The 25,510-nt window shown below is 65.6% G+C and carries 29 protein-coding genes; 12 read left to right on the forward strand and 17 right to left on the reverse strand.

The annotated features are described in order from the left end of the window. Positions 1-29: 29 nt before the first annotated feature. On the forward strand, positions 30-1,184 hold the full coding sequence (locus HU772_RS14730) for a cysteine desulfurase family protein (RefSeq protein ID WP_186662674.1): 1,155 nt from the start codon (positions 30-32) through the stop codon (positions 1,182-1,184). A gap of 914 nt (positions 1,185-2,098) precedes the next feature. On the opposite strand, the gene nfsB is transcribed toward HU772_RS14730, so the two are convergent. Continuing rightward, positions 2,099-2,752, reverse strand: coding sequence for an oxygen-insensitive NAD(P)H nitroreductase (nfsB, locus tag HU772_RS14735; protein ID WP_186662101.1), 654 nt, complete (start codon positions 2,750-2,752; stop codon positions 2,099-2,101). Positions 2,753-2,855: 103 nt separating this feature from the next. Here nfsB and HU772_RS14740 point away from each other — a divergent pair, with 103 nt between their 5' ends. The 4 genes from HU772_RS14740 (at position 2,856) to HU772_RS14755 (ending at position 5,965) form a co-directional block, all read left to right on the forward strand. Then, positions 2,856-3,776: a LysR family transcriptional regulator gene (locus HU772_RS14740; protein ID WP_186662100.1), complete on the forward strand. Its 921-nt coding sequence runs from the start codon at positions 2,856-2,858 to the stop codon at positions 3,774-3,776. 33 nt (positions 3,777-3,809) lie between these two features. Next, positions 3,810-4,424 carry a LysE family translocator gene (locus HU772_RS14745; RefSeq protein ID WP_186662099.1) on the forward strand — a complete coding sequence of 205 codons (615 nt, stop codon included), beginning with the start codon at positions 3,810-3,812 and terminating at the stop codon, positions 4,422-4,424. Between the two features lie 76 nt (positions 4,425-4,500). Then, positions 4,501-5,331: an AraC family transcriptional regulator gene (locus HU772_RS14750; RefSeq protein ID WP_186662098.1), complete on the forward strand. Its 831-nt coding sequence runs from the start codon at positions 4,501-4,503 to the stop codon at positions 5,329-5,331. A gap of 49 nt (positions 5,332-5,380) precedes the next feature. After that, positions 5,381-5,965 (forward strand): LysE family translocator, encoded by a 585-nt coding sequence (locus tag HU772_RS14755; RefSeq protein WP_186662097.1) that lies wholly within the window; start codon positions 5,381-5,383, stop codon positions 5,963-5,965. On the opposite strand, the gene HU772_RS14760 is transcribed toward HU772_RS14755, so the two are convergent. From HU772_RS14760 to HU772_RS14770, 3 genes are all read right to left on the reverse strand, one after another. Continuing rightward, entirely contained in the window at positions 5,911-6,876 is a 966-nt protein-coding gene (locus HU772_RS14760) for an alpha/beta hydrolase (RefSeq protein WP_186662096.1), read from the reverse strand. The two genes, HU772_RS14755 and HU772_RS14760, sit on opposite strands and share 55 nt — an antisense overlap. A 74-nt stretch (positions 6,877-6,950) precedes the next feature. Continuing rightward, positions 6,951-7,733, reverse strand: a complete 783-nt coding sequence (locus tag HU772_RS14765; protein WP_186662095.1) for an AraC family transcriptional regulator — start codon at positions 7,731-7,733, stop codon at positions 6,951-6,953. Further along, positions 7,730-8,932, reverse strand: a complete 1,203-nt coding sequence (locus HU772_RS14770) for a sugar transporter (protein ID WP_186662094.1) — start codon at positions 8,930-8,932, stop codon at positions 7,730-7,732. The genes HU772_RS14765 and HU772_RS14770 overlap by 4 nt, the downstream gene beginning before the upstream one ends. A 208-nt stretch (positions 8,933-9,140) precedes the next feature. Between HU772_RS14770 and HU772_RS14775 the strand changes: the two genes are divergently transcribed. Both HU772_RS14775 and HU772_RS14780 read left to right on the forward strand, forming a co-directional pair. Next, positions 9,141-10,457 (forward strand): hypothetical protein, encoded by a 1,317-nt coding sequence (locus tag HU772_RS14775; RefSeq protein ID WP_186662093.1) that lies wholly within the window; start codon positions 9,141-9,143, stop codon positions 10,455-10,457. 117 nt (positions 10,458-10,574) lie between these two features. Then, positions 10,575-11,510: a cyclase family protein gene (locus HU772_RS14780; RefSeq protein WP_186662092.1), complete on the forward strand. Its 936-nt coding sequence runs from the start codon at positions 10,575-10,577 to the stop codon at positions 11,508-11,510. Between the two features lie 37 nt (positions 11,511-11,547). Here the strand turns inward: HU772_RS14780 and HU772_RS14785 are convergent, their stop codons facing one another. The 4 genes from HU772_RS14785 to HU772_RS14800 form a co-directional block, all read right to left on the reverse strand. Then, positions 11,548-12,276, reverse strand: coding sequence for a hypothetical protein (locus HU772_RS14785; RefSeq protein ID WP_186662091.1), 729 nt, complete (start codon positions 12,274-12,276; stop codon positions 11,548-11,550). A 173-nt stretch (positions 12,277-12,449) separates the two neighbouring features. Then, positions 12,450-13,169 carry a thioesterase II family protein gene (locus HU772_RS14790; protein WP_186662090.1) on the reverse strand — a complete coding sequence of 240 codons (720 nt, stop codon included), beginning with the start codon at positions 13,167-13,169 and terminating at the stop codon, positions 12,450-12,452. Between the two features lie 4 nt (positions 13,170-13,173). Continuing rightward, on the reverse strand, positions 13,174-13,389 hold the full coding sequence (locus HU772_RS14795) for an MbtH family protein (protein ID WP_134693884.1): 216 nt from the start codon (positions 13,387-13,389) through the stop codon (positions 13,174-13,176). Between the two features lie 81 nt (positions 13,390-13,470). Continuing rightward, a complete protein-coding gene (locus HU772_RS14800) occupies positions 13,471-13,719 on the reverse strand; it encodes a helix-hairpin-helix domain-containing protein (protein WP_186662089.1) in 249 nt (82 codons plus the stop codon). A gap of 93 nt (positions 13,720-13,812) precedes the next feature. Between HU772_RS14800 and HU772_RS14805 the strand changes: the two genes are divergently transcribed. Then, entirely contained in the window at positions 13,813-14,430 is a 618-nt protein-coding gene (locus tag HU772_RS14805) for a LysE family transporter (RefSeq protein WP_186662088.1), read from the forward strand. A gap of 3 nt (positions 14,431-14,433) precedes the next feature. Here HU772_RS14805 and HU772_RS14810 read toward each other — a convergent pair whose 3' ends face one another. The 4 genes from HU772_RS14810 to HU772_RS14825 form a co-directional block, all read right to left on the reverse strand. After that, positions 14,434-14,829: a hypothetical protein gene (locus tag HU772_RS14810; RefSeq protein ID WP_186662087.1), complete on the reverse strand. Its 396-nt coding sequence runs from the start codon at positions 14,827-14,829 to the stop codon at positions 14,434-14,436. A gap of 78 nt (positions 14,830-14,907) precedes the next feature. Beyond that, complete coding sequence (locus HU772_RS14815) at positions 14,908-15,414, reverse strand: hypothetical protein (protein WP_186662086.1); 507 nt, start codon at positions 15,412-15,414, stop codon at positions 14,908-14,910. A gap of 43 nt (positions 15,415-15,457) precedes the next feature. Further along, positions 15,458-16,696 (reverse strand): RES family NAD+ phosphorylase, encoded by a 1,239-nt coding sequence (locus tag HU772_RS14820; RefSeq protein ID WP_186662085.1) that lies wholly within the window; start codon positions 16,694-16,696, stop codon positions 15,458-15,460. Positions 16,697-16,756: 60 nt separating this feature from the next. Further along, positions 16,757-17,458, reverse strand: coding sequence for an NUDIX hydrolase (locus tag HU772_RS14825; protein WP_186662084.1), 702 nt, complete (start codon positions 17,456-17,458; stop codon positions 16,757-16,759). 140 nt (positions 17,459-17,598) lie between these two features. Between HU772_RS14825 and HU772_RS14830 the strand changes: the two genes are divergently transcribed. Beyond that, positions 17,599-18,249, forward strand: a complete 651-nt coding sequence (locus HU772_RS14830) for a nicotinamidase (protein WP_186662083.1) — start codon at positions 17,599-17,601, stop codon at positions 18,247-18,249. After that, positions 18,246-19,445: a nicotinate phosphoribosyltransferase gene (gene pncB / locus HU772_RS14835; RefSeq protein ID WP_186662082.1), complete on the forward strand. Its 1,200-nt coding sequence runs from the start codon at positions 18,246-18,248 to the stop codon at positions 19,443-19,445. The genes HU772_RS14830 and pncB overlap by 4 nt, the downstream gene beginning before the upstream one ends. 98 nt (positions 19,446-19,543) lie before the next feature. Here pncB and HU772_RS14840 read toward each other — a convergent pair whose 3' ends face one another. After that, a complete protein-coding gene (locus HU772_RS14840; RefSeq protein WP_186662081.1) occupies positions 19,544-19,813 on the reverse strand; it encodes a hypothetical protein in 270 nt (89 codons plus the stop codon). Positions 19,814-20,078: 265 nt separating this feature from the next. Here HU772_RS14840 and ppnN point away from each other — a divergent pair, with 265 nt between their 5' ends. Beyond that, positions 20,079-21,452, forward strand: coding sequence for a nucleotide 5'-monophosphate nucleosidase PpnN (ppnN, locus tag HU772_RS14845; protein WP_186662080.1), 1,374 nt, complete (start codon positions 20,079-20,081; stop codon positions 21,450-21,452). A 250-nt stretch (positions 21,453-21,702) separates the two neighbouring features. After that, entirely contained in the window at positions 21,703-22,353 is a 651-nt protein-coding gene (locus tag HU772_RS14850; RefSeq protein ID WP_186662079.1) for a TIGR04211 family SH3 domain-containing protein, read from the forward strand. Positions 22,354-22,381: 28 nt separating this feature from the next. Here HU772_RS14850 and HU772_RS14855 read toward each other — a convergent pair whose 3' ends face one another. The 4 genes from HU772_RS14855 to HU772_RS14870 form a co-directional block, all read right to left on the reverse strand. After that, positions 22,382-23,317 (reverse strand): 5'-nucleotidase, encoded by a 936-nt coding sequence (locus HU772_RS14855; RefSeq protein WP_186662078.1) that lies wholly within the window; start codon positions 23,315-23,317, stop codon positions 22,382-22,384. 30 nt (positions 23,318-23,347) lie between these two features. Continuing rightward, complete coding sequence (locus HU772_RS14860; RefSeq protein WP_186662077.1) at positions 23,348-24,046, reverse strand: MOSC domain-containing protein; 699 nt, start codon at positions 24,044-24,046, stop codon at positions 23,348-23,350. A gap of 150 nt (positions 24,047-24,196) precedes the next feature. Continuing rightward, on the reverse strand, positions 24,197-24,466 hold the full coding sequence (locus HU772_RS14865; RefSeq protein ID WP_186662076.1) for a PA2433 domain-containing protein: 270 nt from the start codon (positions 24,464-24,466) through the stop codon (positions 24,197-24,199). 101 nt (positions 24,467-24,567) lie between these two features. Further along, complete coding sequence (locus HU772_RS14870; RefSeq protein ID WP_186662075.1) at positions 24,568-25,488, reverse strand: LysR family transcriptional regulator; 921 nt, start codon at positions 25,486-25,488, stop codon at positions 24,568-24,570. Between the last annotated feature and the right edge of the window lie 22 nt (positions 25,489-25,510).

The raw sequence follows: 25,510 nt of genomic DNA on the forward strand, positions 1-25,510 counted from the left end.
CGGCGTCCCTGCACGGACCCGCCGCGATCATGCCCAGCACCCCGCTCTACTTCGATTACGCCGCCACCACCCCGGTCGACGACCGTGTCATCGCCGCCATGCTTACCTGCCTGGGCCGCGACGCCACCTTCGGCAACCCTGCCTCCAGTGGTCACGCCCATGGCCAGGCCGCCCGCGAAGCGGTCGAGCAGGCGCGGGGCCAGATTGCCGCGCAGGTCGGCGCCCAGGCCGATGACCTGGTATGGACCTCCGGCGCCACCGAATCCAACAACCTCGCGCTCAAGGGCATCGCCCAGGGCTGCGGGCAACCTGGGCACCTGATCACCAGCCAGCTCGAGCACAAGGCGGTGCTTGACACCGCCGCCGAACTGGAGCGCCTGGGCTGGGCGGTGACCCGCCTGGCGCCGGACGCCCAGGGCCTGATCCAGCCCGACGCCGTGCGCGCAGCGCTGCGCCCAGACACCCGACTGGTGTCGCTGATGGCGGTAAACAATGAATTGGGCACGATCACCGACTTCGCCCAGGTCGGCGCCCTGGTCCGCGAACATGGCGCGCTGCTGCATGTGGATGCTGCCCAGGCGGTGGGCAAGGTACTGATCGACCTGGGCCGGCAGGCGGTCGACCTGATGTCGTTCTCGGCACACAAGGTCTACGGCCCCAAAGGTATTGGCGCGCTGTATGTAGGGCCGCGCGCGCGCCCGCTGATGCGCGCGCAGATGCATGGCGGCGGCCACGAACGCGGCCTGCGCTCCGGCACCCTGGCCACCCACCAGATCGTCGGCATGGGCAGCGCCTTTGCCCTCGCCGGCCAGCCGGGCGAAGCGGAGTACCAGCGCCTTGACCAACTGGCCCGGCGTTTGCGCGAAGGGCTGCTGGCGCTGCCGGGGGTGAGCCTCAATGGCTGCCCAGTGCAACGTGTTCCGCATACCTTGAACCTGTGCATCGACGCCAAGGGCTTCAACAGCCTGGCGCTGGCCAGCGAACTGGCGCTCTCGAGCACCTCGGCGTGCAACTCGGCGAGCAACTCGGCCTCCCATGTGCTGCTGGCGCTGGGGCTGGACGAGCGCCAGGCACGCAACAGCGTGCGCCTGAGCCTGGGGCGTTATACCCAGGAAGGCGATATCGACACGGTACTGGCGGTGTTTGGGCGGGTAGTGAACGGGGCGGCGGTAGCGCTCTGGTGAGTCGACGAGGTGCCTGGCATCGGCTGCGCCGGTGTTCGCGGCTAAAGCCGCTCCCACAGCGACCGCGTTGACCTCAGGGCATGTACCACACCTGTGGGAGCGGGTTTACCCGCGAAGCAGGCGACGCGGTGTTTGGCACCGGCTGCGCCGGTGTTCGCGGCTAAAGCCGCTCCCACAGGGATCGCGCCGACTTCAAGCCATACACTACACCTGTGGGAGCGGGCTTGCCCGCGAAGCAGACGACGCGGTGCCTGGCATCGGCTGCGCCGGTGTTCGCGGCTGAAGCCGCTCCCACAGCGACCGCGTTGACCTCAGGGCATGTACCACACCTGTGGGAGCGGGTTTACCCGCGAAGCAGGCGACGCGGTGTTTGGCACCGGCTGCGCCGGTGTTCGCGGCTAAAGCCGCTCCCACAGGGATCGCGCCGACTTCAAGCCATACACTACACCTGTGGGAGCGGGCTTGCCCGCGAAGCAGACGACGCGGTGCCTGGCATCGGCTGCGCCGGTGTTCGCGGCTGAAGCCGCTCCCACAGCGACCGCGTTGACCTCAGACCGCGTTGGCGCACCGGCTGCGCCGGTGTTCGCGGCTAAAGCCGCTCCCACAGGATCCTCAGGGCATGTACCACACCTGTGGGAGCGGGTTTACCCGCGAAGCAGGCGACGCGGTGTTTGGCACCGGCTGCGCCGGTGTTCGCGGCTAAAGCCGCTCCCACAGGGGTCGCGCCGACTTCAAGCCATGCACTACACCTGTGGGAGCGGGCTTGCCCGCGAAGCAGACGACGCGGTGCCTGGCATCGGCTGCGCCGGTGTTCGCGGCTGAAGCCGCTCCCACAGGACCGCGCTGATCCCAGGTTATGCGCTTCTCATGTGGGAGCGGGCTTGCCCGCGAAACAGGCGACGCGGTGCCATCAGTCAGAGGAAGGTGAATACCTCGGCCGCCGGCAGGCGCGACTTGCTCAGGCCGGCGTTGAAGTCTTCCTCGCTGCGATAGCCCAGGCTCAACAGCACCACGCTGGTGTAACCCCGTTCGCGCAGGCCCAATTCGGCATCCAGTGCCTTGGCATCGAAACCTTCGATCGGCGTCGCATCCAGGCCATGGGCGGCGGCCCCCAGCAATGCAGTGCCCAGCGCCAGGTAGACCTGCTTCTCCATCCAGTGCTGCACATCCTTGAAATCATGACGGTGCAGGTTCACATAGCCGCGACGGGTCTGGTCCTGGGTTTCCCGGGATTGTTCGGTGCGGAACCGCCCATCGCTGGCCTCCTGCTGCAACACGGCCAGCAGGTGGTCCTCGGTCATCTCGGTACGGGCCGCGAACACCAGCACATGGGACGCATCGCGGATCTTCGGGCTGTTGTAGGCAAAACGCTCATCGGTGGCCTTGGCCAGGCGCGCCTTGCCTTCGGCGCTGTCGGCGACGATGAAATGCCAGGGCTGCGAATTGACCGACGAAGGGCTGTGGCGCAGTTGTTCGAGCAAGGCATCGATGGTCGCCTGGGGGATCTTGCGGCTGGCATCGTAGGCTTTGGTGGTGTAGCGGCGCTTGGCAAGGGTAACGGTGTCCATCTACGGCAATTCCTCAAGGGATCGTGAATGCAGCAGATGTTATCTTCCCGCCGCGAAAGAAAAACCAGCACAATGCAGCAACACTTTCATCCCTGGAGTGAAAATGCTGCGGATCACCGACCTGGAACTCTTCACTCGCGCCAGCGCCTTGGGTAGCTTCACCGCCGCCGCCCACGAGGCCGACCTGCTGCCCGGCCAAGTGGCGGCGGCGGTCAAGCGCCTGGAGCGCGAGCTCGATGTGCGGCTGTTCGCCCGCACCACCCGCAGCCTGCGCCTGACCGCCGAGGGTGAGCTGTACCTGCCCACCGCCCAACGCGTGCTCGAAGCCCTGCGCCAGGGCCGCGAAGACCTGCATGGCAGCCACTCTGGCCTGCGCGGCGTGCTGCAGGTGGCCGCGCCCTCGGACATGGGCCGCAATCTGTTGCGCCCCTGGCTCAGCGCGTTTCGCCGCGAGCACCCGGGGTTGGGCCTGCGCTTCTTTCTTTCCGACCAGTTGGCCGACCTGTACCGCGACCCGGTGGATGTGGCCATTCGCTACGGCCTGAACGAAGACGCCAACTACATCGCCCTGCCCCTGGCCCCGTGGAATCGCCGGGTGCTGGTGGCCTCGCCCGCCTACCTGGCCCGCCATGGCCGCCCGCGCAGCCCCGACGACCTGCAGCAGCATGATTGCCTGCTGTACCTGCAGCAGAGCCGGGTGTACGACAAGTGGCGCCTGGGCAACCGTACCGTGCAGGTGCGCGGCCCACTGTTCAGCGACGACGCCGATGTGGTCCGGCGCTGGGCCCTGGAGGGCGAAGGGATCGTCTACAAGTCGTGGCTGGATGTGAGCAGCAATGTCGCCGCCGGCGAGCTGGAAGTGCTGTTGCCCGAGCATCCGGGCGAGCTGACGCCGGTGACGCTGGTGTGCCCGCACCGCAAGCAGCTCACCCCGGCCGTGGCGCAATTGCACCAATGGCTGCGCGAGCGTTTCGCCACGCTGCGCCCGGAGGACATGTTGCAGCGACTGGCTCCAGGGGTATAGTGCATCCACCCCACCAGCAAGGAGCTGCCTGCGATGCCGAGCCTGGAATTTCTGCTCACCGCCCTGATCATCGTGCTGATCCCCGGCAGTGGGGTCATCCTCACCGTTTCCAGCGCCCTGGTGGCCGGGCGTCGCGCCTGCCTGTGGACCGCCTCGGGTTGCACCCTGGGCATCGTCCCGCACCTGCTGGCCTCGGTGCTGGGCCTATCGGCGTTGCTGCACACCAGCGCCCTGGCCTTCCAGGGGTTGAAGTTCGCCGGCGTCGCCTACCTGCTGTACCTGGCCTATGCCACCTGGCGCGACCGCGCGGCCTTCGCGGTGGATGCCCAGGCCACGCCCGCCAGTGCCGGGCAGTTGGTGCTCAAGGCCTGCCTGCTGAATATCCTCAACCCCAAGCTGACGCTGTTCTTCCTGGCCTTCCTGCCGCAGTTCATCGACCCGCACGCGGGTTCCGCGACCGTACAGATGCTGGGGCTGAGCGCTGTGTTCATGGCCATGACCTTCGTCGTGTTCGTGCTCTACGGCCTGCTCGCCCACCTGTTCCGCCGCGCGGTGATCGACTCGCCCAGGGTGCAGGCCTGGCTGCGTCGCGGTTTTGCCGCGTCGTTCGCCGGGCTGGGAATCAACCTGGCATTTGCCCAGCGTTGAGCGCTGCACAATCGTTCTAAACCTGAGGCGGGATCTGCGTTAAGGTCGATGCTCCAACAGCGCAGTGGCCCCCGACATGAGCAACTGGATCGATCTCAGACAGGACGCCGACACCGGCATCGAGTCGGTCCGCGCGCATTTCATCGGCCACGCCTACGACCCGCACTGGCACGACAGCTTCCTGGTAGGGTTCACCGAGCAAGGCGTGCAGCAATTCAACTGCCGGCGCCAGCGCCATCAAAGCACGCCCGGGCAAGTATTCCTGCTGGAGCCCGCCGATTTGCACGACGGCCATGCGCCGACCGCGGACGGCTTCACCTACTCCACACTCTATCTGGAGCCCAACTGGCTCGACACCGAGCTGCGCGTGCTGTTCGAGCATGCCCCACGGGACGCCCTACCCAGCTTCAGCGCCCTGCTGCACCATGACCCTCGGCTGGCCGGGGCCACCGCCCGGGCATTCGCGACGGTCCATCAGCGGGAACTGCGCATCGTCCGCCAGACCGCCCTGGACGATTTGCTAGCCTGTCTCACCGGCCACCTGCACTGGCGCAGACGCCTGGACCCCGACCCGCGCCTACCGCTGACCGCGCAGATCGCCCGCGACTACCTGCACGCGCACCTGGACCAGGACATCGGCCTGGCGGAGCTGGCACAGGTCTGCGGCGTCGATCGCTTCCGCCTGACCCGCGCCTTCAAGGCCGCTTTCGGCCTGGCCCCCCACGCCTACCTGATCCAGCTCCGCCTGGCCCGGGCGCGACGCCTGCTGGCCCGTGGCCAGACACCCGCCGCCGTGGCCACCGCCCTCGGCTTTGCCGACCAGAGCCACCTGGGCCGCTGGTTTCGCCGTGCCTACCAGCTGACCCCGGCGGATTACCGCAAGCGCTGCTCAAACCTTCCAGACTGATGGGCCACCAGCCGTGAACATGGCGCTTCGAACAACCGGAGCTCTCGCCATGTCGCACACGCTGTTGCCCTTCATCCTGTTTGCCGTCGCCGCCAGCATCAGCCCGGGGCCGACCAACCTGCTGATCCTGGCCCATGGCGCCAGCCACGGCCTGCGCGCCAGCATCGCGCCGATCCTGGCGGCCTGCGTGGCGGCGGCACTGGTGGTGCTGCTGGTCGGCCTGGGCCTGGGCCAGTTGCTGTTGCGCTATCCGCTGGCGCAGCAGGCGATGAGCTGGGCCGGGGCATTGTGGCTGAGCTGGCTGGCGTGGAAGATGCTACGCAGCGCCAGCGCGCCGTTGTCGCCAGGTGCCAACGCTGGGCTGGCGCCGCTGAGCGCCGCGACCTTGCAGGTGGTCAACCCCAAGGTCTGGGTGACGGCGGTGGCCATGGTTGGCCTGTTCGCCAGCCCAGCGCTGCCGATGTGGTGGCTGGCCCTGGTGTTCTTGCTGGTGGCCTTGCCGAGCATGGCCACTTGGGCGCTGATGGGGGTGGGCAGCGCCCGCTGGTTGCGCTCGTCCCGGCGGCTGCGCTGGTTCAATCAGGGCTTGGCGGGGTTGCTGCTGGTGTCGGCGTGGTCGGCATTGCTGGTGTAAGGCGCACGCTCGCCTTGGCCCAGATACCGTGCGAACCATGCCCGCGCGGCCTCGGCGGCCTGCTGGAAGTGCCGCTCGTAGGGGTCGAAATGCCCATCCGGCAACAGTTCCAGGCGCTTCGGCTCACCGGCCCGGTTGTAGGCGGCCAGGGCCAGGTCGGTCGGAGTCACGGTATCGCGCTCGGCCACCAGCATCAGCATTGGCGTCGGGCTGATACGCTCAATGGTCAAGCCGGGCTCGTACTCGCTGGCCAGCTCACTGGAGCGCAGGGTGACCCGGTTGTGCCAATCGCCGTCCAGCGCCCGGGCCTGGTTGTAGAAGGCCTCGGCATCGGCACCGGCATAGATGCCGGCCTCCCCCGCCTCGGCGATCACCCGGCGATAAGCGGGCGCGCCACCCAGGTGGCGCTCGGCCCGGTCGGCGGCGAACGCAGCCCGCGCCTCGTGCAGCCGGTCACCGGCGCGGCGCAGGAAGTTCTGTTGGCCGCTGATGGTCGGGACCTGGGCCACCAGGCAACGCACCCGGCGGTCCCAGGCCGCCAATTGCAAGGCATGGCCGCCGCTGTAGCTCGAACCCCACAAGCCGATACGCCGCGCGTCAAAGCGCGGTTGCAGCGTCGCCCAGGTCAGGACTTCGCGCAGGTCGTCAAGCTGCTGGCGCGGGTCGACCTCACCGCGCAGGTGCCCCCCGCTGCGGCCGAAATTGCGTTGGTCGAACACCAGCACCGCCAGGCCGTCGGCAACCAGCACCTCGGCGAAACGGTCCAGCGCCTGGCCCTTGAGCGCGGCGAACCCCGGGCTCATCAGCACCAGCGGCAATGGCCCCGCCACCTCGGGCAGGTACAACCAAGCATCGAGGGTGATGCCATTGACGGGAATGGCAAGGTCTTCACGGTGAAATGCTACGGCCATGGCAGGCCTCCTGTGGACGATGGGAGCAGTCGCCAGCATAGGCCGCGGCCAGCACCGCCATCAGCGCACAGCGGTCAGGCTTGCGCGCGAATCGGCCATGTTGCCTGGTAGGCGCTCGGCGCGCAGCCAAGCAGGCGCCGGAACACCTTGGCGAACGCGGCAGGCGATTCATAGCCCAGTTCCAGGGCTATGCGCCCTACCGGCTCGCCTTGCTCCAGGCGAGCGATGGCGGCAAACACCCGCGCCTGCTGGCGCCAGTGCTGGAAGGTACAACCCAGTTCGGCGCGAAACAGGCGCGCCAGGGTACGTACCGAGGCCCCCACCTGCTGCCCCCATTGCTCGAGGCTGCGACTGTCCTCGGGCGTAGCCAGCAAGGCCGCGCACAGTTTCTGCAAGCGTGGCTCCATCGGCATCGGCAGGCGCAACGGCAACTCGCGGGCACGCCGCACCTCGTCGAGCAACAGCGCCATCAGGTGCGCCTCACGGCTGTCGGTGGCGCTGTCCTGCGCAAGGGGCCGGGCACTGAGCAGCAATTCGCGCAACAACGGCGTCACTAGCAGGCTATGCGGCTGCGCCGGCAAACCGGGGATCTGCGGATGCAGGTACAGGGTGCGCAAGCTCACCACGCCCCGGGCTCGCAGGCTGTGTGGCAACCGCGCCGGCACCCACAGCGCCTGCTGCGGCGACAACACCCAGCAGCCCTGTGCGCAACGCAGCTCCATGATGCCCTGACGGGCGAATACCAACTGCCCGGCTTCGTGCCAGTGCGCGTCCAGGCACTGGCCATCGGCGTATTCGCGGCACACAGGGCGGCACAGCTGCCCCGGCTGTTCGAATACTGGCAGGTGACGGCTCACGCCTGGCCCAGCGCCTCACGGAAGCGCCGGGTGCTGGCCAGCGCCAGCAGCAGCCCGACCACGGCCACGCTGCCGCCCACCAGGCCGATGTGGGCCACGCCCGTCTGACTGCTGACGATGCTGCCGAGCAAGGCGCCGCCGCCGATGCCGATGTTGTAGATGCCGGAGAACAGCGCCATGGCCACGTCGGTGGCGTCCGAGGCCAGCTTGAGGGTCTTGGACTGCAACGCCAGGCTGAAACTGAGGATCGCCACGCCCCAGACCATGCTCAATCCGGCGAACACATAGAAGTTGCCCGACAGCGGCAGCAGCAACAGCAGGCACGCCGCCAACGCGCCTATGGCACCGACCAGGAAGCCATGGGGATAGCGCTCGCTGTAGCGACTGAACAGCAGCGAACCGAATACACCGGCACCGCCGAACAGCAACAGCAACAGCGTGGTGCGCTCGCCGCCGATCTGCGCCACGTGCAGGGCGAATGGCTCGATGTAGCTGTAAGCGGTGAACTGTGCGGTGATCACCAAAGTCACCAGCACATAGGTGATCACCAAGGCCGGGCGCTTGAACAGAATCGGCAGGCTGCGCAGCGAACCGGAGTTCTGGCTCGGCAGCAACGGCAGCGATTTCATCAGGCAGAGCATGGTCGCCAGGGCCACCCCGGCAATGCACAGGAAGGTGATGCGCCACCCCAGGGCCTCGCCCACCACCCGCCCCAGCGGAATGCCCATGACCATCGCCAGGGTGGTGCCGGTGGCCAGCAGCCCCAGGGCCTTGGCCTGCTGCCCCGGCGGCGCCACGCGCACCGCCAGCGAGGCGGTGATGGCCCAGAACACGGCATGCGCCAGGGCAATGCCGATACGGCTGAGCAGCAGCATGGCGAAGCTCTGCGACAGCCATGACAGCAGGTGGCTGAGGATGAACACCAGGAACACGAACAACAACAGGCGCCGCCGCTCGATGTTGCGGGTCATCAGCATCATCGGCAGCGAGGCCAGCGCCACCACCCAGGCATAGATGGTCAGCATCAGGCCCACCTGCGCGGTGGTCATGTCGAAGCTGCGACCGATATCGCTGAGCAAGGCCACCGGCACGAACTCGGTGGTGTTGAAGATGAACGCCGCCAGCGCCAGGGCGATGACGCTCAGCCAGCTGCCGTTGCCGGCGGTGGGGGGCAACGAGGTGGGTACGGGACCATTCATGTGAAAAAGCGTTTCTCCGCGGACAAGGCGATATGACGCGCCTCACCTGCCCGTTCCAAGCCCGGTGACGCACGTTTTTTATTGAAAGGATGCCCGGCATGGTACGCATCCCGCCCGGGCCTCACAACCACGGGCGCGGAAGGAGTACCATGCACCGTTTTGATGCACTCTCCCTGACAACATTGCGGAACAAGGAGTTCGATCCGCCATGAACAAGCAGCACCCTCAGCAGCAGTGGCGCGAGGCGGTGATCGCCTACGCCGAGGCGATCAACCGGTACGTCGCGCAGGGCCGCGCGCACGGCTGGGACGCGCTCGAGGAACCTGCCGCGCCGGCCACCGGGCATCTGCTCGAGGCCTGGCAGGCCGCCCTGCTGGCGATCAACCGGCCCGGCGTCGACGCGCCGCAGCGCCAGCTGTTCCGCGATGCCTGGCCGCCGGCGCACCTGCCGCTGGTGCCGTTGCTCGATGACCGGGCCCAGGGCATCGGCCAACTGTTGCTGCTCAACGACGGCAGCCTGCTGGCGCGGGTCGGCATGCCCCACGACAAGGGCCAGGTACTGCGCCTCGACGCTCAGGGCGTGACCCCGGTGATCGGCATCGAGCATTTCGGCCGCTGTCCGCAACGGCGCTACTACGCCCTGGCCAATGCTGAGGGCGTGCGTGTCACCGATGGCTGGGGCGGCCCACTGGTGGCGCGGCTGGCCTGGCCCCATGGCCTGGAAGGCCTGCCGGCGGGTTATCCGTTCGAGCCGCTGGACCTGCCACCGGTGCCCACCACGTTGACGCCCTTCCCCGATGGCCAACGGGTGCTGCTGGTCAGCAGCGACGGTATCTTCGTGCTCGCCGCCAACGGCGCCACCCGCCTGCTGCCGCGCCAGGACGATGTGCTCGACGACCTGCGCCAGGGCGTCGACCCGGACGACATCGCCCTGGGCCTGGCCATGGAACACGCCGCCATGGCGCCCGATGGCCGCTTGATCGCCCTGGGCGAGCAGTGCGGTCGCCACCTGGTGCTCGATGAACACCTGCAACCACTGGCCAGCCTTGGCCCGGCCAGCGAGTACCCGCATTACGCCCTGTTCAACCAGTTGGGCGACCAGTTGCTGCTCAATGCCTGCCACCTCTACCAGGGCGCCAGCATCGGCGTGCGGGTCGCCGACCTGCCGGGGCTGGACACCGAACCCGGCAGCGACGATCCACGCACGCCGCTGCTGCAACAAGGCGCGCGAATCTATGCCGGGGTCGCCCGCGACGGCGAGTACATCGTCGGCGATGCCCATGGCTACCTGCGCGCCTTTGGCGAGGATGGCCGCGAACACTGGCAGCACTACCTGGGCTCGACCATCAGTGCCCTCGACATCAGCGCCGACGGCCGCACCCTAGCAGCGGCCAGTCACGCCGGTTTCATCTCGCTGATCGCCCTGGACAGTGGCCGGCCGCAATGGCAGATAGGCACCGGTGCCCATGCCGAGCTGCGGCGCTGGGTCTGCTGGAAAGGCTTCGACACGCCATTGGCCTGGTAAGCCCCGGCACGCTTTGCCTGCCAGGCAAAAGTCATTGTCCCGGCGCCGGCTTTTTCCCCGCCGCCGGGCTGCCCAGAATCCACTCCTGAAAACGCCTTGCCCTTCAGGAGAGACCCCATGAAAGCATTCAAACCCCTGCTGCTCGCCGCCGCCCTGGCGGCGACCGCCCATTCGGCGATCGCCGCCGACTGGCAGCATTCGCCCTACGGCGCCAATGACGAAATCGGCGCCGCCAACCTGCTGACCGCCGAAGTGGTCAAGCAAGCGGTCGGCCTGGTCAAGACCGGCAAGACCTACCCGCTGGCGGTACCGGTGAGCAAGGACCTGCCGGCCTTCCGCCATCGCAGTTTCCACCTGTACAACATCCAGCCGGGCGAACAGGCCGGCCAGAGCCTGGGCCGCAACAAGTTCACCTTCAACGATGAGCTGGTCAACGGCTGGACCGGCGTCGGCACCCAGCTCAATGGCATCGGCCATATCGGCATCGACAATGTCTACTACAACGGCAACAAGGCCGCCGACTTCGTCACCGTCGAAGGCGTGAAGAAACTGGGCGTCGAGAAAGTGCCGCCGATGGTCACCCGCGGCGTGGTACTGGACATGACCGCCCACTACGGCAAGGCCATCGTGCCGGGCGGCACCGCCTTCACCGTCGCCGACATCCAGGCGGTGCTGACGAAAGAGAACATCACCCTGCGCAAAGGCGACGTGGTGCTGTTCAACACCGGCTGGCTGGAGCTGATCGGCAAGGACAACCAGCAGTTCCTGGCCACCGAACCAGGCATCGACCTGGCCGCGGCCCAGTGGCTGGCCGACCAGGGCATCGTCGCCTTCGGCGGTGACACCTGGGCGTCCGAGGTGTACCCGAACCCGACCGGCGAGGAGTTTCCGGTCAACCAGTTCATGCTGGCCAAGCGCGGGATCTACAACCTTGAGCTGATCGACACCCGCGAACTGGTCAAGGACAAGGCCTTCGAGTTCCTGTTCGTGCTCGGCCAGCCGCTGTACAAAGGCTCGACCCAGGTCAACATCAACCCGGTGGCCATCCACTGATAGCACCAGGGCCGTTCCCCCCTCGTCGGCGAGGCCCCTACAGGGCCCTCGCCGATGGGCGTTTCAGGCCACGGTAGGCCAACACCAGCACCGCGACCACCAACGCCACCAACAACAGCGCCAGCTCGTGGCTGTAGCGGGCCACCCAGGCCGGGAAGCCGACGAACTCGCGCACCACCTCGATCTGCGCGCTGGCACCGCCCTGGCGAATGCTGATGCCGCCCTGGCGGACCTGCGAGTAGTCCGAGTCGAAATACACCCAGACCTTCGACTCGCCAAGGGCGTCGATGGCGGGAATGTCGATATGGTTGGTCGGCGCCTGTACCAGCGTGTCATTGCCTGCGGCGTCGCGCACCTGCACCAGGCCTTTGGCCGGCAGGCGGATCTGCACATCCAGCAACGCTTGCTGGCCTGGGTTGCTCAGTTCGATGAGCAGCCCGGTGCGGTGGTCCACCAGGCCCGCCTCGAACGGCCGGGCGAACAGCTGCAGGTAAGGTGCCTGGGCCAGTTCGACCAGCCTGTCGACCTGCTGGTGGTCGAGGCTGCCGGCGGCAATGCTGCCGACGCGCTCGTGCAGGCGCTCGTACTTGAGCAGGTCATTGGCCTGGGTGATACGTTCGTTGAACTGGCCTGGGTAGGTAAGGTGGGCGTAGGTCAGGCGCGCCTGCAACCGCTCGTTGCCGTGCAACGACGTGTAGAAGGCCACGACACAGGCTGCCACGACCAGCGAAGCGGCCAGTGTTTTACCGACTTTTTCCCAGCTCACGTGAGGGTTCCTTAGTAGTGACGAAACGCGAAGGCTGGCAAAGGGTGCCAAGAAGCCGAGGCTGGGGCAAGGGCTGATGGCGCCTGGCGTCGATCAAACGTCGCCGCAGGCCCTCTCAACCCCGGTGTCACCAAGCCTACGGCCACTACAGCCGGCAAGCGTTTCGTCGCTATTCAGGCAGAAAGCCGAAATGGTTCCAGCGTGCGCCCGAGCACATCGAGCACCCGGTCTTCATGCTCATGAATGAAGAAATGCCCGCCCGGGAACTTGGCCAAGGCATACGGCGCGGCGGTCTCGCGCGCCCAGGCCTGCAACTGCTCGTCAGTGGCGCGGTCGTCCTCGCCGGCCAGCACATGCAACGGGCAGGTCAACGGCGCGCGCTGGCGATAGGCATAGCGCCCACACAGCAGAAAATCGGCCTGCACGATCGGCAAGGTCAGGCTCATCAGCTCTTCGTTGTCCAAGACCTCATCCGGCGTGCCACCCAGCTTGCGCAGCTCGTCGATGAGTTCGGCATCACTGCGCGGTTCGGTCCAACGCGAGCTGTCGTAGTCCTCCCGGCGCGTGGGCGCGGCGGTTCCGCAGGCGAACAAGGCTACCGGCGGCGGGCAACCCAGCGCGCGCAGCTCATGGGCCAGCTCGAACGCCACCAGGGCACCAAGGCTGTGCCCAAGCAAGGCATAGGGTGCCTGGGCCGCCAGGCGCTGCTCGGAGGCCAATTGCCGAGCCAACGCCTGCAGGTCGGTGTGCAAGGCCTCGCCCATGCGCGCGCCGCGCCCAGGCAACTCCACCGGGCGCACCTGCAGCCAGGCCGGCAGTTTGCGCCGCCAGCGGCTGTAGACCATGGCACTAGCGCCGGAGTACGGCAGGCACAGCAGGTTCAGTGCCGACACCGCCTTACTGCGCCGCGGCCATCTGCTGGCGCAGGCTCAGTGGGCGCATGTCGGTCCACACTTCGTCGATATAGGCCAGGCAATCCTTCTTCAGGCCACTCTTGCCGACCGCGCGCCAGCCGTTGGGGATGGCCTTGTAGTCGGGCCAGATCGAGTACTGCTCTTCGTGGTTGACCACTACCTGGAACTGGATGTCGTCACGGTCGAAAACGGAAGTCATTGCCTGTCTCCTTGAATGATGAGGGCCGAACGCGCCAGGCGCAGGGCGGCTTCCAAGGGAACGAAAACCACGCGGGAAAAATTAGCCGGATGCCTCGGTGGCCGCGCGGGCACAGGCAATGGCCGCCTGGATCGCGCTCCGGGCTTGGGGGCTGTTCTTCCAGCAACTGCTGCCCACCAAGCTCGCCGCCGCGCCGACGATCTGCAGGGCATCGGCCTTGGCCAGCTGCGCCAGCGAGTCGAACCCCAGTTGCTCCAGGCGCTGCACCACGGTCGGGCCAACGCCCTTGACCGCGAGCAACCGCGCCCGCTCATCCGCGCCAAACGCCATGTCCACCTCCTTGTGCCCTTGCGGCTTTGCAAGTGACGCGGATGATGGCATATATCGTTCTTTGCCCGCCAACCCCTGCCAGGAGACTCCCCCATGCTCGGCGTGACCGACTACGGCGCTTTCGTGATCGCGTTCCTCATCCTCCTGGCGATCCCCGGGCCAGGCAACTTCGCCCTGATCAGCGCCACCGGCAAGGGCGGCATCAAAGGCGGCCTGGCCGCCACCTTCGGGGTGATCCTCGGCGACCAGGTGCTGATGTGGCTGGCGGTGGCCGGCGTGGCCACCTTGCTCGCCACCTACCCGGCGGCCTTCCACGTGGTGCAGTGGGCGGGCGCGGCCTACCTGGCCTGGCTCGGCCTGCGCATGGTCCTGAGCAAGCCTGGCGCGGCGCCGCGCGACAGCGGCATGGCCAGCGGCCGCTACCTGCGCCAGACCATGATGATCACCCTGCTCAACCCCAAGGCGATCATGTTCTACATGGCGTTCTTCCCCTTGTTCATCGACCCGGTGCGCCACCAGGGCGTGGTCACCTTCGCCTTCATGGCACTGACCGTGGCCGGGCTGACGCTGCTGTACGGCCTGGTGGCGGTACTGCTGACCCATCGCCTGGCCGAACGCATGCGCGCCAACCCACGGGTGACGCATGCCCTGGAGCGCCTGGCCGGGGTCTGCCTGGTGGGCTTTGGCATCAAGCTGGCGGCGATGCGCTGAGGTTCAGGCGTCGCGCAACAGGTCGTGGGCATCGAGCAGGCGGAAGGCCACCTGCGGATTGCGCTCGAGGCCACGGCGAATGGCGGCAGGGATCGACTGGCGGGTCTTGCGGCACAGGCCCGGCTGGGGCTCCAGCTCGATGGCGATGCCGCGCATGGTCCGCACTTCATTGAGCCCAGGGCCGATATGCACGCGGATACCCAGCTGCTCGAAGAGGCGCTGTTGCAGGTGGCGCAGGTCGTCCAGGTCCTTGAGGTTTTCCAACCGGGCGAGCAGGCGCTTCTCCTCCTCGCGGGTGAGCAGCAGGATGCGTCGCTCGGGGCCGTCGGCCAACTGTTCGCGGCCGCAGTCGCAAGCGCCAGGCGGACAGGGATGACGTGTCTGGATGGGTGCACTCATCTCGCAAGCATAGTCATGACGCACCTTGTAGGTAGCCTAGGCAGTCGGCGCGGTCCGCTGCGCGATAACTCAACCGGCTCATCTGCCGAGCACCAGGCTTCTGGATTGACGAGCGCGCCGATAGTCGGCCCGCATCAATAGCATCAGAAAAACACACGCCGTCGCGCTTCCGGCGATATCCATCGACAGCTGCAAGGTCTGAAAGGCCCGCCCCGCCTGGGCCTGGCTAAGCTCCCATTGGCAACTCGCGAACACATAGACGGTCGCAATCACTGCGGACCAATGCACGATGTAGATAGGGCGTGTCGCTCTGAATACTTTCGAGCGCAGGGCAACGAACCATCCAACGCGCAGCCACGCTTTCGGCCATGCTTGCCGGGTGGACATTCTCGCGTGGAGCACCACCAGGAAAATACTCAGCAACACGACACCCAGGCCGCTGAGAAAGTGCTCCACCAGGCTCGCCTCGCCACCGCCTAGCCAGTCAAACAACGTGTTCAATTGCGCAACACTGCGCTGACGGCTGATCAACGCCAAGGCGCAACCTGCAAGGCCGATACTCGCACTGAGTATCAAGGTTTTCATGGGGTAAGCTGATTTATCCATTCGCCTATGCCGTCAAGGCACCTCACCGTGCCGGTGCACTGGGTTGAGCATCGGACAACCCATAGTGAACCGCTTGAATCGTTTTCACTTTTACATCGGCCTCCGATAGCACCACAGCAAATTCCGGCGTCCAGTCGGGGGACTTTCGCCGGCTCTCGTCGCCACTATCGAACAGCACATAATTGATCCCCTCCTTATTCTGGACCGAGCGAAAGGCAACGCCATCGAAGTCCGCGCCCTTGTGGTACCTGATGAATTCGGTCAGGGCCTGAGTCATCACATAATCGGTATCCTGAGCCCGCAATGGCCGCCCCAGCTCTTCGTGCAGGAGCCGCAGCATGTGACGGTGCCGTGCTCGCTGTTGCTGCCCTCGCTCGAAAAGACTCAAGGCCTCAAGATGAAACTCGCCTTCCAATGCGGTGAAATCAAAGATCGTCATATCCCGTGTCGGCGAAAACGTTCCCACTACAACCGTGTCGCCGATGGAGGGGCGAACCTCGGCCACACAGGTCTCTAGCGTTTGCGAGACATACAACAACGGCATGCCGGCAGCGCTCATGCGGTTGTTCGCCGCAAACAGCTTGGGTGGAGCGCTTAGCTGGGCACCTGGGTTTTCCAGGATCTCTTGCAGCTCTTTCTTGGAGCTGGCAATGCGCTCCCGGAATAGCTCACTGCCTGCCGCTAGCGTCTTTACAACCAAGGGAGTTTCAGCGCCTTCATGAGGCTTGGCCCGCAAGGCCTCACACACCAGAGAACCAAAGAAGTTCTGCACATCCTGATTGAAGTATCGACGCCCGTGGATGAGCTCATGAGCAAAGCCTTGCCATTCGCTTAAAACCTCATCACGCAGGACAGCGAAAGTGCCTGCCGGCGTCTGCCGGTAACGCTGGCCGGCTCGATAGAAGTCCTCGACGCAGGCTTCAGGGTTGACCAACAAAGTGGCTATCAGCGCATTGGCCTTTTCGCTGCCACAGTGGATCGCAAGACCGACGACATTGGCCAATTCAAGGTCAACGGCCTCTTCTGCGCTGGGCACGACTTCAAAATACTTTGGCAAATCCCACTGGATACGATCGGCAATCATCTGGATGTCACGCGCTTTTTCCACTTCACGCTCGCACGCGCAACAGGTTCTGCGTTCACGCAACGTCCTGACCTGGGAGGCAATAACCCAATCGCCCAGGCAATCCTGACAAATCCAAGCCTGGACCTTGTCCTCTTCATCAGCAAAAAGATTATTCAAACTTAGTCTATGGCGCATACGAATCTCCCCCTGACACCCTTGCTCAACATCTGCCGATTACGCACCACGCTAGACTCCTTACCCGGCCGCCAACAGGCTACGGTCGAACATGAACACCCCCGCCCCTTGCGGCGTATGGCGGTACAGCTGCTGTGGCCGCCCCAGCCTGGGCTGGTTCTTCTCGCCGGTATCCACCACCCAGCCCGCGGCCTTCATTCGCTCCAGGCGCTTGCGCAGCGAGGTGCCGTTGACCGCCTGCCCGAGGCACGCTTGTACCGCGGCCAAGGCATCCAGCACGGTAAAGCGCTCCGGCACCAGGTACAGCGGCAGATTGCTGTACACGGTCTTGGCCGCCAGCCGCTCGCAAGCGCGCTCGACCAGCAGGCGATGGTCGAACGGCAGCAGCCGCTTGCGCGCCAGCACCTCGTCGACGTCGACAAACATCGGCTGCGCGGTGTCGACCTCGCCATCTGGATCGAGCAGCGCCAGGTAGTAGGTGCTCAACGACCACCCTCGTGGATCACGAAAGGCATTGCCTTCGGTGCCGACCTGCTCCAGGTGGCGCGGCACTACCTGGGCCTTCTCCACCAATGCACGTTCCGCCGCGGCGTCCAGGCTGTTGTCCGGGGTCCGGCCATTGACGATCACACCCGGCAGGGCCCACTGCCCGGCATGGGGTTCGCGATCACGCAGGTGCAGCAGCACTTGCAGACGCTGGGTTTGCGGCGACAGGCGCAGCGCGACGATATCCACGCTGGCCAGGACTTCTGGACTACTCACAGGCTCACTCCACTTCTTCCGCTCATATTCCATCAGGGCAACTAAATAGATCAAGCGCTAAATTCATCAGGAAAGTACCCTTGACACACTTAATTCACCAGATGGATTATATTAAGCATCCAACCAGGGAGTGACGCCAAATGAAGATCGCCAGTTTCGACGTCGACGCGCAAAACGGCTTCACCAGCAACGCACCCCAGGAGCTGCCGGTACCCGGTGGCGAGCAGATCGCCCCAGCGCTCAACGCCATGGCCCAACGCGCGTCCCTGCGCCTGGGCAGCAAGGACGCGCACCCGGCCAACGCCGCCTGGGTGGTCGCCGACGCCGGGCAGATGCTGCAACCGCTGCCCCTGGCCAATGCCGACCTGACCTGGGTCAGCCACTGTGTGCCCGGCACCCCGGGGTTTGAGCTGCTGCCCGGCCTGCCCGCCCCCATCGACTACGATTACTTCGTCTGGAAAGGCGTCGAGCCCGACTTGCACCCCTATGGCGCCTGCTACCACGACCTGGCCGAACGCCGCTCCAGCGGCGTCATCGAGTTCCTCAAGGTGCAACAGGTGCAGGCGATCATCGTTGGTGGCCTGGCCCTGGACTACTGCGTGCGTACCACCGCCCTGCAACTGCGCCGCGCCGGCTTCGAGGTAGTGCTGTACCTGCCGGCCTGCCGCGCACTGAGCGCCGAGGGCGCGCAGCAGGCGTGCGCAGAGATGGCCACCGCCGGCATCCACCTGTGCCCCGACGAACAGGACCTCGACCGCCAACTGGCGCAACTCAAGGAGGATCGCCCATGAGCGACAGCGTTTTCGGCCCAAGGATCATCCAGAACCTGCTGGACACCGACTTCTACAAGATCACCATGATGCAGGCGGTGCTGCACAACTACCCCAACGCCGAGGTGGAATGGGAGTTCCGCTGCCGCAACAACGAAGACCTGGCACCCTACTTGGCCGAGATCCGCTACCAGATCGAACAACTGGCCGATGTCTCGGTGACCCACGACCAGCTGGCCTACCTGGAGAAGATCCCGTTCATCAAGGCGGATTTCATCCGTTTTCTCAGCCTGTTCCGCTTCAACCTGCGCTACGTGCAGGTAGGCCTGGACGCTACCGGACAGCTGGCGATCCACGTGCGCGGCCCGTGGCTGCACGTGATCCTGTTCGAGATCCCGCTGCTGGCGATCATCAGCGAGGTGCGCAACCGTTACCGCTATCGCGAGGTGCTGATCGAGCAGGTTGGCGAGCGCCTGTACCAGAAGCTCGACTGGCTCAGGGCGCAGGCCAGCGACGACGAGCTGGCCGGCCTGCAACTGGCCGACTTCGGCACCCGTCGGCGCTTCTCGTACCGGGTACAGGAAGAGGTGGTGCACATCCTCAAGCGCGACTTCCCGGGCAAGTTCGTCGGCACCAGCAACGTGCACCTGGCCCGCGAGTACCAGATCAAGCCGATCGGCACCATGGCCCACGAGTGGTTCATGGCCCACCAACAGCTCGGTCCACGGCTGCTCGACAGCCAGGCCGCCGCGCTGGAATGCTGGGTGCGTGAGTACCGTGGCCAGCTGGGCATCGCCCTGACCGACTGCATCGGCATGGATGCCTTCATGCGCGACTTCGACCTGTATTTCGCCAAGCTGTTCGACGGCCTGCGCCACGACTCGGGCGAGCCGCTGGCCTGGGCCGAGAAAGCCATCGCACACTACCAGCGGCTGGGCATCGACCCCAGGAGCAAGACCCTGATCTTCTCCGATGGCCTGGACTTCCAGAAGATGCTCGAGCTGTACCGTGCGCTCAATGGCCGTATCCAGGTCAGCTTTGGCATCGGCACCAACCTCACCTGCGACATTCCCGGCGTCACGCCGATGAACATCGTGATCAAGATGACCGCCTGCAATGGCGCGCCGGTGGCGAAGATCTCCGACAGCCCAGGCAAGACCCAGTGCCGAGACGAGAACTTCGTGGCGTACCTGCGGCATGTGTTCAAGGTCGATTGACCGCGAAGCCGGCCTGCCCCTTGCGGGCAGGCACGCCGCTCAGCCAACTGATCCAGGGGCCTTGGCGCGCTTGCCACGCGCCAGGCCCACGTCAAGAGTTACCACTGGCCACTTGCGAGGCAGCCAACGATTTCCCAACCGCTGTATTCCCACCAGGAATAGCGCTCATCGGCGCAGTTTCTGGCAAGGCTGGCCACCTGGATGCTCTTGGCTGTCTGAGCGCTAGCGAAGGGCGTGCCAAGCGAGGTGGTCGCTTGATTGGCGGTTTGCGCCGCAGTGATGGAGGCCGGATGCACGGAAGCGTTGGCGACCGTGATGCCGAAGGTGAGCGCTACGGATACGGCCAGGGCAGTCATGGGCTTTTTCATGTTGGAATTCCTTTCAGTGATCTGACAGGCGCACAGGCATTGGCCCGACCTGCCAACACCGTGACAGGCCAGGCTATCGGTAAACCTATCACCGCCAGGCCAACGGCACAGTCGCTCAACTGTGCTATTGACAGAACCCTGTGCAAAGCGCGCCTGCGTGGCGCCCCTGGCCACCAAGGTTTTTCACCCGCCCCCTCGTTGCCACGCACGTTTGCTTGTATGGTGTTGTCCAAGAAGGATGTTTTACCCGCACAGGAAAGACCAGATGCCCCAACGCAATGTCATCAACGCCTCCGTCAGCCCCAAGGGCAGCCTGGAGACGCTGTCGCAACGTGAAGTCCAGCAACTGAGTGAAGTCGGTACCGGCAGCCTCTACACCCTGTTCCGCCAGTGCGCCCTGGCCATCCTCAACACCGGCGCCCATGTCGACAACGCCAAGACCATCCTCGAGGCCTACCAGGACTTCGAGGTACGCATCCACCAGCAGGACCGCGGCGTGCGCCTGGAGCTGCTCAACGCCCCGGCCGATGCCTTCGTCGATGGCGAGATGATCGCCAGCACCCGCGAGATGCTGTTCAGCGCCCTGCGCGACATCGTCTACACCGAGAGCGAACTGGCCAGCCAGCGCATCGACCTGGAAAGCTCCCAGGGCCTCACCGACTACGTCTTCCACCTGCTGCGCAACGCCCGCACCCTACGCCCCGGCGTCGAGCCGAAAATGGTCGTGTGCTGGGGCGGTCACTCGATCAGCAGCGAGGAATACCAGTACACCAAGAAGGTCGGCCACGAGCTCGGCCTGCGCAAGCTGGATGTCTGCACCGGCTGCGGCCCGGGGGTGATGAAAGGCCCGATGAAGGGCGCCACCATCGCCCACGCCAAGCAGCGCATGCACGGCAGCCGCTACCTGGGCCTGACCGAGCCGGGCATCATCGCCGCCGAGGCGCCCAACCCGATCGTCAACGAGCTGGTGATCCTGCCGGACATCGAGAAGCGCCTGGAAGCCTTCGTCCGCGTCGGCCACGGCATCATCATCTTCCCCGGCGGCGCCGGCACCGCCGAGGAGTTCCTCTACCTGCTCGGCATCCTCATGCACCCGGACAACCACGACCTGCCCTTCCCGGTGATCCTCACCGGGCCGCGCAGCGCCGAACCGTTCCTGCGGCAGTTGAACGACTTCGTCGGCGCCACCCTCGGCGAGGCCGCCCAGGGCCACTACCAGATCATCATCGACGACCCCGCCGAAGTGGCGCGACACATGGTCGAAGGGCTCAAGGCAGTCAAGCAGTTCCGTCGCGAACGCAACGACGCCTTCCACTTCAACTGGCTGCTGAAGATCGACGAGGGCTTCCAGCACCCGTTCGATCCGACCCACGAAAACATGGCCAACCTGGCCCTGCGCCGCAACCTGCCGCCCCACGAGCTGGCGGCCAACCTGCGCCGGGCGTTTTCCGGGATCGTAGCCGGCAACGTCAAGGACAAGGGCATTCGCCTGATCGAGGAGCATGGGCCATACCAGATCCGCGGCGACGCGGCGATCCTAGACCCACTGGGGCGGTTGTTGCAGGCGTTCGTCGACCAGCATCGGATGAAATTGCCAGGCGGCGCGGCGTATGTACCGTGCTACCAGGTAGTGACCTGACCCCCGGCGGTAAACCTCTGGAGCGGCCTTGTGCCGCGAAAGGGCCGCAAAGCGGCCCCGGCAATCTCTGCTCGACGCTCAGATCCTGGGGCTGCTTCGCAGCCCTTTCGCAACACCCTGCAGACATTTCCCACCCTAAACGGTGAACCTGCCTCCAAAAAAACGGTCTTTCGCTGACGGTCAATTCACCCGACCGGATCAGCGGCCCAGTCATCGGGCCTTCATTCGTCCTGTTTCAGCGAAGACCAGCATGCCAGACAACCAGCCAACCTCCCCTGCCCTCACCGCCCTGCGCGGCGGCCTGATTGCCGCCCTGATCGCCCTCGCCATCCCGGCCCATGCCGAGGAGCCAACCAGCGACGCGCGCTGGGTCAGCGACAGCCTGAGCACCTATGTGCGCAGCGGGCCCACCGACGGCCACCGCATCGTCGGCACGCTCAAGTCCGGGCAGAAGGTCACGCTGGTGACCAGCCAGGGCAACTACAGCCAGGTACGCGGCCAGAGCGGCGACCTGGTGTGGATCCTCAGCAATGACCTGCAGGCGGTGCCCGGCCAGAACGAGCGCCTGCCGCTGCTCGATGCCCAGGTGGCCGAGCTGTCCGGCCAGCTCAAGACCATCGACGACAGCTGGAAGAACCGCGTGCAAGGCATGCAGGAAACCCTGGACTCGCGCAAGGCGTTGATCGATGAGCTGGAAAGCCGCAACAAGGCGCTGAACGAACAGCTCGAGCAGAGCCAATCGGCCCTGCGTGATACCCAGGCGCGCCTGGGTGACGAGAACAAACAGGTGATGATGCGCTACATGGTCTATGGCGGCAGCATCGCCGGTGCCGGGCTGTTGGTCGGGCTGATCCTGCCGGCGCTGACCCGGGGGCGCAAGCGCAACGATCGCTGGTTCTGATACGTCGGCGCGAGCTTGGCGACCAGGATCAAGCCGGGCGGTTGCTCACACCGAACGGGATATGTACCGAAGGCGCCACGGTGCGGGTGCTCTTGAGGTGCCCGGACTGGTCGTCGAAGAAGATGTGCGGCTTGAGCACCTGCAACACTCGGCGCTTTTCGATCCCTCCCAGGAAGAAAGCATCGTTGGCCATCACCCCCCAGCTTTTCAGGGTATTCAGCGCCCGTTCATGAGACGGCGCGTTGCGCGCGGTGACGATCGAGACTCGCAAGCGGTTCTCATAGCCAGGGTGTTCGAGCTTGTACTGCTCCTCGGCTGCCTGGATCCGCGCAATACGCACGAAAAACTCTTTCAACGGCCCAGGGTTGTGCGGCTGGGCGACGTTGATCACCTCGTGGGCATGGAAGCTGCCCAGCCCGCCCGACTGCATCACCGCCTCCGACTCATCTCCGGCCAGCACGCCGTCGAAGTCGAAGGCGATGCGTAGATTGTTGTCGCTCTCGTCATCGTCGAACTGCGAATCGAGCACCTGGCCGGCCGGGTAGCCGGCCTTGATCGCCGCGTCCACGTGCTGCTTGTCGGCGGACAGGAACAGGGCGATGTTCAGTGCCGGGATGTATTCGTAGGGTGAACGGCCCTGGGTGAAGATCGCCCGGGTCATGTTCAGGCCGTAGTGACCGATGGTCTTCATTACCCGCATGCCGGTGTCTGGATCGTTCTGCGACAGCAGCACCACTTCCACCAGCGGGTCCTCGGGGTCCTCGCGCAGGTCGTTCAACGCCAGCAGGCGCTTGATGAAGGGATAGGCGATACCCTTGCCCAGCGGCACGTCCAGGTGCTGCTCCTGGTACTTGCGGTATTGCGCTTCACCGTCGCGGCGAAATACCGCGTCCGACTCGCTGAGGTCGAACACCGCGCTCGAAGCCACGCCAATCACCAGGCGATCGTCCAGTTCGAAGGGCATGCACGCTCCTTGTCTTGTAAAGTGAAACCGTCAGCCTTCGCTGCGGCCTTGCAGTCGCGAAGCCCAGTCCTCGACTTCGCGTTGCTCCAGGCGTTTTTCCAGGGTTCGACGCCAGTTCGGCACCAGCGGCAGTGCCAGGCATTCGCGCAACAGCTCAGGCTCCAGGCGCTTGTCGAACAGCACCGCCGAAAGCCGCGCCACCGACCATTGCCCATATGGGCGCTCGACCAGCTCAAGGGCATCGCCCGCCGCCACCTCGCCTTCTTCGAGCACCCGGTAGTACCAACCGGTGCGCCCACTCTGCTGCACCCGCAAGGCCATCTGCGCCACATCAAAACGGTCGTTGAGTTTCCAGCACGGCATGCGCCCCTGGGAGATCTCCAGCAACGCCGTGCCGACCCGAATGCGGTCACCCAGGCAGACATCCGTCTCGCGCCAGCCGCTGCTGCTGAAGTTCTCGCCAAAAGCGCCTGGCTGCGCCAGCAACGGGTGCGCGCCAAGCTCGGTGAGCCAATCGGCGTAGTGGTCACGGGGGTAGTGGTGAATCGCCTTCTCGACACCGCCGTGCACGCGCAGGTCGCCCTGTTCGTCGCTGGCCAGGCCGAGGAAGGTCACCTGCAAGCGACCCTGACGGGGCTGTTTGTCGATGGCGCTGTGCGAGCCTGGGCGGGTAAAGGGCCGGGCGCTGCCGGTAAGCAGGCTGTCGAGGCGTGAACTGGACGGGAGCATGCGGCGGTCTCGAGCAAAGGACCTGGCGAGCTTACACCAGAGCCGTTGCCGACCCAAGACAACGCCCTGTCGTGGGAGCGGGTTTACCCGCGAACACCGGCGCAACCGGTGCCATCGCGCGGCGCGCCCGCCCCCATTCAGGGAAGCCCGCTACTTGCCCCGCGCCTTGTTGTAAATGGTCTTGGCCCGGTCGGCAGACGCCTGGCAGGTCTTCATGTCGCCTTTGGCCTGGGCGTCCTTGGCCTGCTTGAGCAGCTCATGGTAGTCATGGGCCATGCCGCCATGCAGCGCCTGGCCATCGGTCTCGCTGATGTATTCCAGGTCCTTGATCTTGGCGTCGCAGTTGGTCGCCGGACCATCCTCGGCGTGGGCGGCGAAACTCAGTAGCGAAGCCATCACGAGCAGTGTCATGGATTTCATGGAGCGTTCTCCTGGGAAACAACCTGACTGCTGGAAAGTACGCCGGGCTGAATGTCGGCGCAGCAAGGAGCATAGCCGCGCATCGCCTGTCATGCCTTGCATCAGCCCAACGGTACGGCGACCTCGGCGAGCAGAAAATCGATGAACACCCGCAGCTTGTGCGGCATGTGCCGGGCCTGCGGGTACACCAGCATGAACGGGCGCGAGGTGCCACCGAACTCACCCAGCACCTCCACCAGCTCGCCCTTGGCCAATGCCGCCTGCACGGTGAACCGATAAGCCTGCATCAGGCCGCCGCCATGACGCGCCAGGGTGGTGGTGGCGAGGAAGTCCCCTTGGCAGGTGAATGCGCCATGGGTGTCGAGCTCGATGACCTGGTCGCCCTGGCGGAAGGTCCACGCCGGACGGCGCCCGCTGCTGGGCAGCTCGAACTGAATGCACTGGTGCCCAAGCAGATCGGCCGGCGTGCGCGGGGTGCCGGCACGGGCCAGGTATTCGGGGGTCGCGACTATGACCAACTCGGCGTCCTCCAGCCGCCGAGCCACCAGCCGCGAATCGGCCGGCGCGCGGCCACGGATCGCCAGGTCGAAAGGCTCTTCGGCGAAATCGACGTTGCGGTTGCTCACATGCACATCCACCTGCACCTGTGGGAAGCGCTGGCGAAATATCGGCAACAACGGCAACAGCCGGTAATGGGCGTAGGGGGTGGGCGCGCTGATGCGCAGGCGGCCGCTGGGTTCGAGCTGGCCACCGGCAACCTGGCGCTCGGCCTCGACCAGTTGCCCCAGGGCCTGGCGGCATTGCTGGTAATAGGCCTGGCCGGCCTCGGACAGGCGCATCTGCCGCGTGGTACGCACGAACAGGCGCACACCCAGGCGCTCCTCCAGCCGGGCCACCGAGCGGCTTACCGCCGCCGGGGTGACGCCAGCCTGGCTGGCCGCCTCGGTGAAGCTGCCGGCGTCGGCGGCCAGGCAGAACAGCTCCAGACTACCCAGTTGTAGATCGTCGAAATGGCGGGTCATGGCGTCCCCATTGATTACATGA

Source organism: Pseudomonas xantholysinigenes, from assembly GCF_014268885.2.
GTDB classification, from domain to species: Bacteria; Pseudomonadota; Gammaproteobacteria; order Pseudomonadales; family Pseudomonadaceae; genus Aquipseudomonas; species Aquipseudomonas xantholysinigenes.

Excerpts from the sequence above, each read along its gene's own strand:
- HU772_RS14730 (WP_186662674.1), top strand. The coding sequence starts at position 30 with ATGCCCAGCACCCCGCTCTACTTCGATTACGCCGCCACCACCCCGGTC.
- HU772_RS14780 (WP_186662092.1), top strand. The coding sequence starts at position 10,575 with ATGAAAGCATTCAAACCCCTGCTGCTCGCCGCCGCCCTGGCGGCGACC.
- HU772_RS14740 (WP_186662100.1), top strand. The coding sequence starts at position 2,856 with ATGCTGCGGATCACCGACCTGGAACTCTTCACTCGCGCCAGCGCCTTG.
- HU772_RS14805 (WP_186662088.1), top strand. The coding sequence starts at position 13,813 with ATGCTCGGCGTGACCGACTACGGCGCTTTCGTGATCGCGTTCCTCATC.
- HU772_RS14800 (WP_186662089.1), bottom strand. The coding sequence starts at position 13,719 with ATGGCGTTTGGCGCGGATGAGCGGGCGCGGTTGCTCGCGGTCAAGGGC.
- HU772_RS14870 (WP_186662075.1), bottom strand. The coding sequence starts at position 25,488 with ATGACCCGCCATTTCGACGATCTACAACTGGGTAGTCTGGAGCTGTTC.
- ppnN (WP_186662080.1), top strand. The coding sequence starts at position 20,079 with ATGCCCCAACGCAATGTCATCAACGCCTCCGTCAGCCCCAAGGGCAGC.
- HU772_RS14775 (WP_186662093.1), top strand. The coding sequence starts at position 9,141 with ATGAACAAGCAGCACCCTCAGCAGCAGTGGCGCGAGGCGGTGATCGCC.
- HU772_RS14795 (WP_134693884.1), bottom strand. The coding sequence starts at position 13,389 with ATGACTTCCGTTTTCGACCGTGACGACATCCAGTTCCAGGTAGTGGTC.
- HU772_RS14810 (WP_186662087.1), bottom strand. The coding sequence starts at position 14,829 with ATGAGTGCACCCATCCAGACACGTCATCCCTGTCCGCCTGGCGCTTGC.
- HU772_RS14840 (WP_186662081.1), bottom strand. The coding sequence starts at position 19,813 with ATGAAAAAGCCCATGACTGCCCTGGCCGTATCCGTAGCGCTCACCTTC.
- HU772_RS14755 (WP_186662097.1), top strand. The coding sequence starts at position 5,381 with ATGTCGCACACGCTGTTGCCCTTCATCCTGTTTGCCGTCGCCGCCAGC.
- HU772_RS14820 (WP_186662085.1), bottom strand. The coding sequence starts at position 16,696 with ATGCGCCATAGACTAAGTTTGAATAATCTTTTTGCTGATGAAGAGGAC.
- HU772_RS14830 (WP_186662083.1), top strand. The coding sequence starts at position 17,599 with ATGAAGATCGCCAGTTTCGACGTCGACGCGCAAAACGGCTTCACCAGC.
- HU772_RS14750 (WP_186662098.1), top strand. The coding sequence starts at position 4,501 with ATGAGCAACTGGATCGATCTCAGACAGGACGCCGACACCGGCATCGAG.
- pncB (WP_186662082.1), top strand. The coding sequence starts at position 18,246 with ATGAGCGACAGCGTTTTCGGCCCAAGGATCATCCAGAACCTGCTGGAC.
- HU772_RS14850 (WP_186662079.1), top strand. The coding sequence starts at position 21,703 with ATGCCAGACAACCAGCCAACCTCCCCTGCCCTCACCGCCCTGCGCGGC.
- HU772_RS14865 (WP_186662076.1), bottom strand. The coding sequence starts at position 24,466 with ATGAAATCCATGACACTGCTCGTGATGGCTTCGCTACTGAGTTTCGCC.
- HU772_RS14770 (WP_186662094.1), bottom strand. The coding sequence starts at position 8,932 with ATGAATGGTCCCGTACCCACCTCGTTGCCCCCCACCGCCGGCAACGGC.
- nfsB (WP_186662101.1), bottom strand. The coding sequence starts at position 2,752 with ATGGACACCGTTACCCTTGCCAAGCGCCGCTACACCACCAAAGCCTAC.
- HU772_RS14855 (WP_186662078.1), bottom strand. The coding sequence starts at position 23,317 with ATGCCCTTCGAACTGGACGATCGCCTGGTGATTGGCGTGGCTTCGAGC.
- HU772_RS14815 (WP_186662086.1), bottom strand. The coding sequence starts at position 15,414 with ATGAAAACCTTGATACTCAGTGCGAGTATCGGCCTTGCAGGTTGCGCC.
- HU772_RS14860 (WP_186662077.1), bottom strand. The coding sequence starts at position 24,046 with ATGCTCCCGTCCAGTTCACGCCTCGACAGCCTGCTTACCGGCAGCGCC.
- HU772_RS14760 (WP_186662096.1), bottom strand. The coding sequence starts at position 6,876 with ATGGCCGTAGCATTTCACCGTGAAGACCTTGCCATTCCCGTCAATGGC.
- HU772_RS14745 (WP_186662099.1), top strand. The coding sequence starts at position 3,810 with ATGCCGAGCCTGGAATTTCTGCTCACCGCCCTGATCATCGTGCTGATC.